Annotated in this window: 8 protein-coding genes, 2 tRNA genes, 3 rRNA genes and 1 pseudogene; all 14 read left to right on the forward strand. The window is 53.8% G+C overall.

From position 1 onward, the window contains the following. The first annotated feature begins 3 nt into the window (after positions 1-3). Positions 4-327 carry a YbaB/EbfC family nucleoid-associated protein gene (locus A0V43_RS15270; protein ID WP_020279743.1) on the forward strand — a complete coding sequence of 108 codons (324 nt, stop codon included), beginning with the start codon at positions 4-6 and terminating at the stop codon, positions 325-327. Positions 328-335: 8 nt separating this feature from the next. Beyond that, positions 336-932: a recombination mediator RecR gene (recR, locus tag A0V43_RS15275; protein ID WP_011229535.1), complete on the forward strand. Its 597-nt coding sequence runs from the start codon at positions 336-338 to the stop codon at positions 930-932. A gap of 23 nt (positions 933-955) precedes the next feature. Next, complete coding sequence (locus tag A0V43_RS15280) at positions 956-1,180, forward strand: YaaL family protein (protein WP_012820427.1); 225 nt, start codon at positions 956-958, stop codon at positions 1,178-1,180. 78 nt (positions 1,181-1,258) lie between these two features. After that, on the forward strand, positions 1,259-1,522 hold the full coding sequence (locus tag A0V43_RS15285) for a pro-sigmaK processing inhibitor BofA family protein (RefSeq protein ID WP_063193516.1): 264 nt from the start codon (positions 1,259-1,261) through the stop codon (positions 1,520-1,522). A gap of 533 nt (positions 1,523-2,055) precedes the next feature. Further along, positions 2,056-3,611 (forward strand): 16S ribosomal RNA (locus A0V43_RS15290). A gap of 220 nt (positions 3,612-3,831) precedes the next feature. Then, positions 3,832-3,905: transfer RNA gene (locus A0V43_RS15295), tRNA-Ile, on the forward strand. 6 nt (positions 3,906-3,911) lie between these two features. Continuing rightward, positions 3,912-3,987, forward strand: a tRNA-Ala gene (locus A0V43_RS15300). A gap of 325 nt (positions 3,988-4,312) precedes the next feature. Beyond that, positions 4,313-7,241: ribosomal RNA gene (locus A0V43_RS15305) — 23S ribosomal RNA — on the forward strand. Positions 7,242-7,602: 361 nt separating this feature from the next. Next, positions 7,603-7,719 (forward strand): 5S ribosomal RNA (gene rrf / locus A0V43_RS15310). Together the 16S, 23S and 5S rRNA genes with 2 tRNA genes alongside form the textbook arrangement of a ribosomal RNA operon. Positions 7,720-7,871: 152 nt before the next feature. Further along, positions 7,872-8,078: a sigma factor G inhibitor Gin gene (locus A0V43_RS15315; protein WP_011229538.1), complete on the forward strand. Its 207-nt coding sequence runs from the start codon at positions 7,872-7,874 to the stop codon at positions 8,076-8,078. A gap of 170 nt (positions 8,079-8,248) precedes the next feature. Beyond that, positions 8,249-9,682: an aminotransferase class I/II-fold pyridoxal phosphate-dependent enzyme gene (locus A0V43_RS15320; RefSeq protein ID WP_063193890.1), complete on the forward strand. Its 1,434-nt coding sequence runs from the start codon at positions 8,249-8,251 to the stop codon at positions 9,680-9,682. 26 nt (positions 9,683-9,708) lie between these two features. Continuing rightward, positions 9,709-10,340: pseudogene (tmk, locus tag A0V43_RS15325) on the forward strand (dTMP kinase). A 79-nt stretch (positions 10,341-10,419) separates the two neighbouring features. Beyond that, a complete protein-coding gene (holB, locus tag A0V43_RS15330) occupies positions 10,420-11,412 on the forward strand; it encodes a DNA polymerase III subunit delta' (protein ID WP_063193517.1) in 993 nt (330 codons plus the stop codon). 14 nt (positions 11,413-11,426) lie between these two features. Continuing rightward, on the forward strand, positions 11,427-12,254 hold the full coding sequence (locus A0V43_RS15335) for a PSP1 domain-containing protein (protein ID WP_011229542.1): 828 nt from the start codon (positions 11,427-11,429) through the stop codon (positions 12,252-12,254). Positions 12,255-12,305: the final 51 nt, after the last annotated feature.

A 12,305-nucleotide genomic window follows, 5' to 3' on the forward strand; every position in this document is an offset into this window, starting at 1 on the left:
ATGATGCGTGGCGGAATGGGCAATATGCAAAAAATGTTAAAACAAATGCAAAAAATGCAAAAAGAAATGCAAAAAGCGCAGGAAGAGTTGGCGGAAAAAACGGTGGAAGGCACGGCGGGCGGAGGCATGGTGACCGTTGTCGCTAACGGTCATAAACAAATTTTGGAAGTAAAAATTAAAGAGGAAGTCGTCGACCCAGACGATATTGAAATGCTGCAAGATTTGATTTTGGCAGCGACAAACGATGCGTTGAAAAAAGCGGATGAGTTGGCTAATGAAATGATGGGGCAGTTTACGAAAGGACTTAACATTCCAGGGTTGTTCTAGGGGGGCGTATGCATTATCCAGAACCGCTATCGAAGTTGATTGACAGTTTTATGAAACTGCCCGGCATCGGCCCGAAAACGGCTGCCCGCCTTGCATTTCATGTGCTGGCGATGAAAGAAGACACCGTGCTTGAGTTTGCCAAAGCGCTCGTTGATGTCAAGCGGCATATTCATTATTGCACGATTTGCGGACATATTACAGATACAGACCCTTGCTACATCTGCAAAGACGAGCGGCGCGACCGGACGACGATTTGCGTTGTTCAGGATCCGAAAGATGTCATCGCCATGGAGAGGATGAAAGAATACAATGGCCTGTACCACGTGTTGCACGGGGCCATCTCGCCGATGGAAGGCATCGGACCGGAAGATATTAAAATCGCCGAGCTGCTCACGCGATTGCAGGATGAGACGGTCCAAGAGGTGATTTTAGCGACCGACCCGAACATCGAGGGAGAGGCAACGGCGATGTACATCTCCCGCCTGTTGAAGCCGACAGGAATCAAAGTCACCCGCATCGCCCATGGCTTGCCGGTCGGCGGCGACTTGGAGTATGCGGACGAAGTGACGTTATCAAAGGCGTTGGAAGGGCGCCGTGAGCTATAGAGAGAAAGAAGGTGGGGATCGGTTTGTTATGGCGGCGAAAGGGGAAACTAAAGAGACAATTTGATGAGAAGTTAATGGCTGAACTACAAAAGGCTAGAACTGAATGGCTTGAGCAGAAACAACTCATCGAAAAAAGCGTCGATCCGTCTCCGGAGGTGCTGAGCGCATTGCAACTCGCTGAGGCCAAATATTTTTTCCTCCTCCGCGAAGCGAAGCACCGCCGCATCACACTTAAGGAAGTGCGTTAACTTCCTTATTTTTTTGTTCTTTTTTCCCCTGTTTCTCATACGTTGGTAGTACAAGCGTGCAAAAAGGGGGTTCAAACGTTGGATCCGAAAGTCGTCATTACCGTGTTGCTAGCGCTTATCGCCGTTTTGCTTATCGTCGGCGCCCGTCTCAAAGCGCTTCGCCTGATCGGCTACGCTGCTATCCGCCTGATCGTCGGGGCGCTCGCGCTGTTTGTCATCAACGCCATCGGCGGGCATTTTAACATCCATATTCCGATTAACCTCGTCACCTCAATCGTTTGCGGATTTCTTGGCCTCCCTGGAGCGGCAGCGTTAATCGTGATTGACCGATATATTTTGTAGGCATCATTATTCAAGATGCCTTTAATTTTTTTGTTTAAAAGTTATTGACTTTTATATGACAATGAATTATATTAATCAATGTCGCTGTTCATGAAAGATATGTTGACAGCAAATTAAATGATATGTATAATAATAAAAGTGTGCAAGATAAACAAGTTCCTTGAAAACTAAACAAAACGCAAGCGTCATAAGAAAAGCGGAGGCGCCGTAATTTCGCCTAAAGGTAGCCCGCGTCCTGCGGGCAACGGCGAAATATCGCCATCCTGGTGATCTCGAAGCCAAATGTTCTTCACCCTTAGTGGTGCTTGCACCCCGAGGGGAAGGTGATTTGGCAGAAGAGAGCGAGGCGCCGAAGCTGGACAATACGGAAAAGCTGAGGCTCGCGGGTCGCCGCGATGGGCAAATGTTCTTCGCCTGCAGGGATTTACAATCCCGAAGGCGAAGGTTATTTGACCCCGAGCGGCGGCGGGCCGAAGCTGGACAATACGGAAAAGCTGAGGCCGCTTTGGCCAAAGCAAAAGCCAATCAACTTTCTTTTGGAGAGTTTGATCCTGGCTCAGGACGAACGCTGGCGGCGTGCCTAATACATGCAAGTCGAGCGGACCAAATCGGAGCTTGCTCTGATTTGGTCAGCGGCGGACGGGTGAGTAACACGTGGGCAACCTGCCCGCAAGACCGGGATAACTCCGGGAAACCGGAGCTAATACCGGATAACACCGAAGACCGCATGGTCTTTGGTTGAAAGGCGGCCTTTGGCTGTCACTTGCGGATGGGCCCGCGGCGCATTAGCTAGTTGGTGAGGTAACGGCTCACCAAGGCGACGATGCGTAGCCGGCCTGAGAGGGTGACCGGCCACACTGGGACTGAGACACGGCCCAGACTCCTACGGGAGGCAGCAGTAGGGAATCTTCCGCAATGGGCGAAAGCCTGACGGAGCGACGCCGCGTGAGCGAAGAAGGCCTTCGGGTCGTAAAGCTCTGTTGTGAGGGACGAAGGGGCGCCGTTCGAAGAGGGCGGCGCGGTGACGGTACCTCACGAGAAAGCCCCGGCTAACTACGTGCCAGCAGCCGCGGTAATACGTAGGGGGCGAGCGTTGTCCGGAATTATTGGGCGTAAAGCGCGCGCAGGCGGTCCCTTAAGTCTGATGTGAAAGCCCACGGCTCAACCGTGGAGGGTCATTGGAAACTGGGGACTTGAGTGCAGGAGAGGAGAGCGGAATTCCACGTGTAGCGGTGAAATGCGTAGAGATGTGGAGGAACACCAGTGGCGAAGGCGGCTCTCTGGCCTGCAACTGACGCTGAGGCGCGAAAGCGTGGGGAGCAAACAGGATTAGATACCCTGGTAGTCCACGCCGTAAACGATGAGTGCTAAGTGTTAGAGGGGTCACACCCTTTAGTGCTGCAGCTAACGCGATAAGCACTCCGCCTGGGGAGTACGGCCGCAAGGCTGAAACTCAAAGGAATTGACGGGGGCCCGCACAAGCGGTGGAGCATGTGGTTTAATTCGAAGCAACGCGAAGAACCTTACCAGGTCTTGACATCCCCTGACAACCCAAGAGATTGGGCGTTCCCCCTTCGGGGGACAGGGTGACAGGTGGTGCATGGTTGTCGTCAGCTCGTGTCGTGAGATGTTGGGTTAAGTCCCGCAACGAGCGCAACCCTCGCCTCTAGTTGCCAGCATTCAGTTGGGCACTCTAGAGGGACTGCCGGCGACAAGTCGGAGGAAGGTGGGGATGACGTCAAATCATCATGCCCCTTATGACCTGGGCTACACACGTGCTACAATGGGCGGTACAAAGGGCTGCGAACCCGCGAGGGGGAGCGAATCCCAAAAAGCCGCTCTCAGTTCGGATTGCAGGCTGCAACTCGCCTGCATGAAGCCGGAATCGCTAGTAATCGCGGATCAGCATGCCGCGGTGAATACGTTCCCGGGCCTTGTACACACCGCCCGTCACACCACGAGAGCTTGCAACACCCGAAGTCGGTGAGGCAACCCGCAAGGGAGCCAGCCGCCGAAGGTGGGGCAAGTGATTGGGGTGAAGTCGTAACAAGGTAGCCGTACCGGAAGGTGCGGCTGGATCACCTCCTTTCTAAGGAGAAAAGCGGAGGCGCCGAGATCGGCTCTCGAAGCCAAATGTTCTTCACCCTTAGTGGTGCTTGCACCCCCGAGGGGGAAGGTTATTTGGCAGAAGAGAACCAGGCACCGGAGCTAGACAGAATTTCTTGACAAAACCTATCAGTTTGATTATAATGACGCTTGCTGTTTTGTTTAGTTTTGAGGGAACTTATTGTTCCTTGCAATGTGTATATGGGCCTATAGCTCAGCTGGTCAGAGCGCACGCCTGATAAGCGTGAGGTCGGTGGTTCAAGTCCACTTAGGCCCATTGGATGGGGCCTTAGCTCAGCTGGGAGAGCGCCTGCTTTGCAAGCAGGAGGTCATCGGTTCGATCCCGATAGGCTCCACCATATCAAGTTTTGCGTCTGTGCCTGCGTCTGCTAGCGGGTTCAGGGAAGCAAGATTCCTCGGCACAAGACTGCAGAGAAGTGAATTCAATGAAGTAGTCTCGTTTGCGTCTGCGTCTACAAGCGGATTCGGAGAAGCCGAATTCCTCGACGCAAACCAGCGAAGAAGCGAATTCAAAGGAGCTACTTTGCGCCTTCGTCTTCCAGCAGGTTCAAGGAAGATGGATTCCTCGGCGCAAAGCTGCAAAGAAGCAGACTCAAGGCAGTAGCTTCGTTCCTTGAAAACTAGATAACCGATAAAGCAAAGGAAGAAGCCGAGAGCGCGATAGGTTAAGCTAGAAAGGGCGCACGGTGGATGCCTTGGCACTAGGAGCCGATGAAGGACGGGGCAAACGCCGAAACGCTTCGGGGAGCTGTAAGCAAGCGTTGATCCGGAGATGTCCGAATGGGGGAACCCACTGTCCGTAATGGGGCAGTATCCATGCCTGAATCCATAGGGCATGGAGGGCACACCCGGGGAACTGAAACATCTTAGTACCCGGAGGAGAAGAAAGCAACCGCGATTCCCTAAGTAGCGGCGAGCGAAACGGGAACAGCCCAAACCAAGAGGCATGTCCTCTTGGGGTTGTAGGACCGCTCACGATGGGAGTGAGAAAGGGACGGGGTAGACGAACCGGTCTGGAACGGCCGGCCAGAGAAGGTGAGAGCCCTGTAGTCGAAACTTCGTTCCCTCCCGAGCGGATCCTGAGTACGGCGGGACACGAGGAATCCCGTCGGAAGCAGGGAGGACCATCTCCCAAGGCTAAATACTCCCTAGTGACCGATAGTGCACCAGTACCGTGAGGGAAAGGTGAAAAGCACCCCGGGAGGGGAGTGAAAGAGAACCTGAAACCGTGTGCCTACAAGTAGTCAGAGCCCGTTGATGGGTGATGGCGTGCCTTTTGTAGAATGAACCGGCGAGTGACGATGGCGTGCGAGGTTAAGCCGAAGAGGCGGAGCCGCAGCGAAAGCGAGTCTGAACAGGGCGTGTGAGTACGTCGTCGTCGACCCGAAACCAGGTGATCTACCCATGTCCAGGGTGAAGGCCGGGTAACACCGGCTGGAGGCCCGAACCCACGCACGTTGAAAAGTGCGGGGATGAGGTGTGGGTAGGGGTGAAATGCCAATCGAACTTGGAGATAGCTGGTTCTCCCCGAAATAGCTTTAGGGCTAGCCTCGGGTTTAGGAGTCTTGGAGGTAGAGCACTGATTGGGCTAGGGGCCCAAACCGGGTTACCGAACCCAGTCAAACTCCGAATGCCAATGACTTATGCCCGGGAGTCAGACCGCGAGTGATAAGATCCGTGGTCGAGAGGGGAACAGCCCAGACCGCCAGCTAAGGCCCCGAAGTGCACGTTCAGTGGAAAAGGATGTGGAGTTGCAAAGACAACCAGGATGTTGGCTTAGAAGCAGCCACCATTTAAAGAGTGCGTAATAGCTCACTGGTCGAGTGACTCTGCGCCGAAAATGTACCGGGGCTAAACGTGCCGCCGAAGCTGCGGGATGACCGTTGGTCATCGGTAGGGGAGCGTTCTAAGGGCAGAGAAGCCAGACCGGAAGGACTGGTGGAGCGCTTAGAAGTGAGAATGCCGGTATGAGTAGCGAAAACAGAGGTGAGAATCCTCTGCGCCGAAAGCCTAAGGGTTCCTGAGGAAGGTTCGTCCGCTCAGGGTTAGTCGGGACCTAAGCCGAGGCCGAAAGGCGTAGGTGATGGACAACAGGTTGAGATTCCTGTACCACCTTCTTCCCGTTTGAGCGATGGGGGACGCAGGAGGATAGGGCGAGCAGGCGGCTGGAAGAGCCTGTCCAAGCCGTGAGGCTGATCTGCAGGCAAATCCGCGGATCATAAGGCCAAGCGGTGACGGCGACGGAGTGATCCGGAAGTCCCCGATTTCACACTGCCAAGAAAAGCCTCTAGCGAGGGAAGAGGTGCCCGTACCGCAAACCGACACAGGTAGGCGAGGAGAGAATCCTAAGGCGCGCGGGAGAACTCTCGTTAAGGAACTCGGCAAAATGACCCCGTAACTTCGGGAGAAGGGGTGCTCTTTGGGGTGAAGAGCCCTGAAGAGCCGCAGTGAAAAGGCCCAAGCGACTGTTTATCAAAAACACAGGTCTCTGCGAAGCCGAAAGGCGACGTATAGGGGCTGACACCTGCCCGGTGCTGGAAGGTTAAGGGGAGCGCTTAGCGGAAGCGAAGGTGCGAACCGAAGCCCCAGTAAACGGCGGCCGTAACTATAACGGTCCTAAGGTAGCGAAATTCCTTGTCGGGTAAGTTCCGACCCGCACGAAAGGTGTAACGACTTGGGCGCTGTCTCAACGAGAGACCCGGTGAAATTATACTACCTGTGAAGATGCAGGTTACCCGCGACAGGACGGAAAGACCCCGTGGAGCTTTACTGCAGCCTGATATGGAATTTTGGTATCGCTTGTACAGGATAGGTGGGAGCCTGGGAAGCCGGAGCGCCAGCTTCGGTGGAGGCGGCGGTGGGATACCACCCTGGCGGTATTGAAATTCTAACCCGCACCCCTTAGCGGGGTGGGAGACAGTGTCAGGTGGGCAGTTTGACTGGGGCGGTCGCCTCCCAAAAGGTAACGGAGGCGCCCAAAGGTTCCCTCAGAATGGTTGGAAATCATTCGGAGAGTGCAAAGGCACAAGGGAGCTTGACTGCGAGACGGACAGGTCGAGCAGGGACGAAAGTCGGGCTTAGTGATCCGGTGGTTCCGCATGGAAGGGCCATCGCTCAACGGATAAAAGCTACCCCGGGGATAACAGGCTGATCTCCCCCAAGAGTCCACATCGACGGGGAGGTTTGGCACCTCGATGTCGGCTCATCGCATCCTGGGGCTGTAGTCGGTCCCAAGGGTTGGGCTGTTCGCCCATTAAAGCGGTACGCGAGCTGGGTTCAGAACGTCGTGAGACAGTTCGGTCCCTATCCGTCGCGGGCGGAGGAAATTTGAGAGGAGCTGTCCTTAGTACGAGAGGACCGGGATGGACGCACCGCTGGTGTACCAGTTGTCCCGCCAGGGGCACCGCTGGGTAGCTATGTGCGGACGGGATAAGCGCTGAAAGCATCTAAGCGTGAAGCCCCCCTCAAGATGAGATTTCCCACCGCGTTAGGCGGGTAAGATCCCTCGAAGATGACGAGGTCGATAGGTCCGAGGTGGAAGCGTGGCGACACGTGGAGCTGACGGATACTAATCGATCGAGGGCTTAACCTAGTGAGAAAAGTGAAAGCGCCGCGATTAGCTCTCGAAGCCAAATGTTCTTCACCCGCAGGGGTGCTTGCACCCCGAGGGGAAGGTTATTTGGCAGAAGAGAGCTAGGCGCTGGAACTGGACAAAGAAAAGCGCAGGCGAGCGGGTCGCCGCGATGGGCAAATGTTCTTCACCCGCAGGGGTGCTTGCACCCCGAGGGGGAAGGTTATTTGACCCCGAGCGGCGGCGAGCCGGAGCTGGACAATGCGAAAAGCGCAGGCGAGCGGCTTCTTCCGACGGTTATCTAGTTTTGAAGGAATGAACATCCTGTTGACAAATCCAACAGGATGGATATAATAATTACTGTCCAAGATGATCACCATTGCCTAGTGGCTATGGCGGAGGGGAAACACCCGTTCCCATCCCGAACACGGAAGTTAAGCCCTCCAGCGCCGATGGTAGTTGGGGCCAGCGCCCCTGCAAGAGTAGGTCGCTGCTAGGCAATAAACGAGCAGCCAGTTGCATTGGTGCAATTGGCTGCTTTCGTTTTTTGAGGAAAAAACGATAAGGACCCGCTCAATGTCTCTCTTCCTTTCATCTACTAGTATAGAATGTTAGCAATGTGGGAAACATAGAGGATGGGAGGTGGAGAGCGTGAGGACATCAATAGCAGACCGGAATCAACGCGAACATGTATGCATCGTTTGTGAACAGGAAAAAAAGGAAGGGATTTTCCTTTTTGGCCATTTTCTTTGTTTGGACTGCAACCGGGCGATTGTGCAAACGAATACGGACGACCCGAACTACTCGTTTTATGTGCGGCAGCTGCGCAAAATGTTTACATCGAAAATTCACTCGTAATCAGGGCCTGCATTTGGGCCTGTTTTTATTTGCGATTGACGCGACTCGTGCGTTTTTTCGGACGTTTGTGATACTATATGTTTGATGTTTCTCCTGCATATCCCATGCATTTCGGCAGTCTGCCCGGATGATGGCCGTTCTGGGACAGACAGCAAGGAAAGAGGATGATGATGGATCAAACGAAAACTCCTTTATATGACGCTCTCGTGCACCATTGGGCGCGCTGCCCGGTTTCGTTTCATGTGCCGGGACATAAATACGGCGCTTTGTTTTCGAAACGAGGGCGAGATATGTTTGCGCCGCTGTTGGCGTTGGATGCGACGGAAATTTCCGGCTTGGATGACTTGCATCAGCCTGAGTCGGTGATTGCCGAGGCGCAGGCGCTGGCGGCGGAGCTGTATGGCGTTAGGGAGACGTTTTTCCTTGTGAACGGTTCGACGGCAGGGAATTTGGCAATGATCGCCGCCGTGTGTGATGGAAAGAGGAAGAAAGTGATTGTACAACGCAATTGCCATAAATCGGTGATGCATGCATTGCAACTCATGGAAGCCACTCCTGTTCTACTTGCTCCCGAGTTTGATCGTGATGTGTGTGTCGCTTCGCACATTCGTCCTGAAGCGGTCAAAGAGGCGTTGGCGCTTTATGATGATGTTGCTGCGGTTGTATTGACGAACCCAAATTATTATGGAATGGCCGCCGATTTGACAGAAATCGTCCGTCTAGTTCATGAACATGGCATTCCGGTGCTGGTTGATGAGGCGCATGGCGCCCATTTCGTTGTCGGTCCCCCTTTTCCGACATCGGCGCTTCGCTATGGCGCTGATGTCGTCGTGCAGTCGGCGCATAAAACGTTGCCGGCGATGACGATGGGAGCGTTTTTGCATGTAAACAGCGAGCGGGTTGATCTTGAGCGGTTGAAATATTTTTTGCAGTTGTTTCAGTCAAGCAGCCCGTCTTACCCGATTATGGCGTCGCTCGATTTGGCGCGGAGTTATGTCGCCCAGCTTTCAAAAAGAGATGCGGCGGCGATCGTGGCAGAAATTGAGAAGTTTAAAGCAGCCTTGGCCGATATTGATGGGGTGGCAGTCGTTTGTTCCCGTCATTTTGGCGTACAGACCGACCCGCTGAAAGTAACGGTGCAGACGCGCTGTTCCTTGACCGGGTATGAACTGCAACGTTGGCTTGAGCGCGAAGGGGTGTTTGTCGAGCTTGCTGATCGAATGAACGTGCTTTTCGTTTGCCCGCTGGCGGTAACCGGGCGGCTTCAGGAAGCAGCGGAGAAAATTAAACGAGCGTGGCGCGATTTGCCAGATGGCGAGGCGCCGGTGTGTAACGCTTCGCCTTTTCTCGGACCGCCGCTATCGGTTTTAGTCCCGTATAATGAGCTGCGCCATTTGCGGACAAAAGCTGTGGCGCTCGAGGAAGCTGAAGGACATATAGCAGCGGAAACGGTCATTCCATATCCGCCTGGGGTGCCGCTCGTGTGGGTCGGAGAACGGATCGGCCGCGGCCATATTGAACAGATCCGCCAGCTTCTTTGTCAGCGAGCGCACATACAAGGCGGAAGCCGGCTGAAAGATGGTCAGCTGGTTGTATACGAATAGAAAGGATGGAAAGGATGCCGCGAGTGATGAACGGATGCTTTTTTTCGTTTGAAGGGCCGGAAGGAGCCGGCAAAACGACGATGATCAGCAAATTGGAGTCGTTGTTGCGTGAGCGGGGATTGACGTCGTGGCGACGAGGGAACCTGGCGGGGTGCGCATTGCCGAGGCGATTCGCTCCATCATTTTAAACTGTGATTATACGGAAATGGACGGGCGGACGGAGGCGCTTTTATATGCGGCGGCGCGCCGGCAGCATTTGCTTGAGAAAATCGTGCCGGCGCTTGAGGCTGGGTGCGTCGTCCTTTGCGACCGGTTTGTTGACAGTTCCCTCGCCTACCAGGGATTTGCCCGCGGGCTTGGCATTGAGGAAGTATGGAAAATTAATGAGTTCGCTATTGATGGGTATATGCCGTCGCTGACGATTTATTTTGATATCGATCCGCAAATTGGGCTTGAACGAATCCGACGGAACCGCGGCCGGGAAGTGAATCGGCTTGACCTTGAAACGTTGTCTTTTCATGAGAAGGTGCGAGAAGGGTATCGGGAACTCGCTAGACGGTTTGCCGACCGCATTGTCGTCATCGACGCGAACCGCCCGCTTGATGATGTATTCGCCGAAACAACAGCCGCGGTGCTTTCCCGTTTGAAAGGAAGATGACAGCGCCATTTCCATGAATCCGGCCGTGATGATTCCTAGCGGACATGATAGAATAGAAATAAGAAATCAAGGAAGAGTGATGGCGATGCGATGGGAACAGCTAGCGAAACGCCAGCCGGTGGTGGCGAAAATGCTGCAAAGCGGCTTGGAAAAAGGGCGGATTTCTCATGCGTACTTGTTTGAGGGGCAGCGGGGGACGGGCAAAAAAGCGGCCAGTTTGTTGTTGGCGAAACGTTTGTTTTGTCTGTCCCCAATCGGAGTTTCCCCGTGTCTAGAGTGCCGCAACTGCCGGCGCATCGACTCCGGCAACCACCCTGACGTCCGGGTGATCGGCCCAGATGGAGGATCAATCAAAAAGGAACAAATCGAATGGCTGCAGCAAGAGTTCTCGAAAACAGCGGTCGAGTCGGATAAAAAAATGTACATCGTTGAGCACGCCGATCAAATGACGACAAGCGCTGCCAACAGCCTTCTGAAATTTTTGGAAGAGCCGCATTCGGGGACGGTGGCGGTATTGCTGACTGAGCAATACCACCGCCTGCTAGGGACGATCGTTTCCCGCTGTCAAGTGCTTTCGTTCCGGCCGTTGCCGCCGGCAGAGCTCGCCCAGGGACTTGTCGAGGAGCACGTGCCGTTGCCGTTGGCGCTGTTGGCTGCCCATTTGACAAACAGCTTCGAGGAAGCACTGGCGCTTGCCAAAGATAGTTGGTTTGCCGAGGCGCGAACATTAGTGCTACAATGGTATGAGATGCTGGGCAAGCCGGAGCTGCAGCTTTTGTTTTTCATCCACGATCGCTTGTTTCCGCATTTTTTGGAAAGCCATCAGCTTGACCTTGGACTTGATTTGCTTTTATATTTATACCGCGATTTGTTGCATATTCAAGCCGGGCAGATGGACGGCGTGTTATACCGCGATCAGCTGGACCGCCTGCAACGATGGGCGCTTGCTTGCCCGCAGCGGCGGATTTTGGCTGGCATGGAAGCGATTTTACAAGCGAAAACGCGTTTAAATACAACGAATATGAGCACGGCGTTGCTTGTTGAGCAGCTCGTTCTTCAATTAAAGCGGTAAAGGAGGGAGAGCCGTTGTATACGGTAGTCGGCGTCCGTTTTAAAAAAGCAGGGAAAATTTATTATTTTGATCCTGGCGATGCCGTTATTCCCGTCGGCGAATTCGTCATTGTCGAGACGGTCCGAGGCATTGAGTACGGAAAAGTCGTCATCGCCAATAAACAAGTCGACGAAAACGACATCGTGCTGCCGCTCAAAAAAGTGATCCGCGTGGCGAATGAGAAAGATAAATGGGTTGTGGAAGAAAACAAAAAGGCGGCGCGCGAGGCGTATGACATTTGCTTGCGCAAAGTGGAGGAGCACGGGCTGGAAATGAAGCTCGTCGATGTGGAATATACGTTTGACCGCAATAAAGTGATCTTTTATTTCACTGCCGATGGGCGCGTCGATTTCCGCGAACTTGTGAAGGACTTAGCGTCGATTTTCCGCACGCGCATTGAGCTGCGGCAAATCGGAGTGCGCGACGAGGCGAAAATGCTTGGTGGCATCGGGCCGTGCGGCCGCATGCTTTGTTGTTCGACGTTTTTAGGCGATTTTGAACCGGTGTCGATCAAAATGGCGAAAGATCAAAACTTGTCGCTCAATCCAACGAAAATTTCCGGGTTGTGCGGCCGGCTGATGTGTTGCCTGAAATATGAAAACGAAGAGTATGAGACGGCGAAAGAACAACTCCCGGATTTAGGGGAATATGTCGAAACACCGCACGGCTTCGGCAAAGTCGTCGGCTTGAACATTTTAGAGCGGGTGCTGCAAATCGAGCTTCCAGAATTCGGACGGGTCGTCGAATATACACTCGATGAGCTGATGAAAAACGGGACGTTGTCCATTCGCGTCGCAGATTAATTTGGGGTGGGGCCAGTGGAAAAAGTAGATAAAAAAGAAGTGTTTCGATCA

It is taken from the genome of Geobacillus sp. JS12 (assembly GCF_001592395.1).
Lineage (GTDB): Bacteria > Bacillota > Bacilli > Bacillales > Anoxybacillaceae > Geobacillus > Geobacillus zalihae.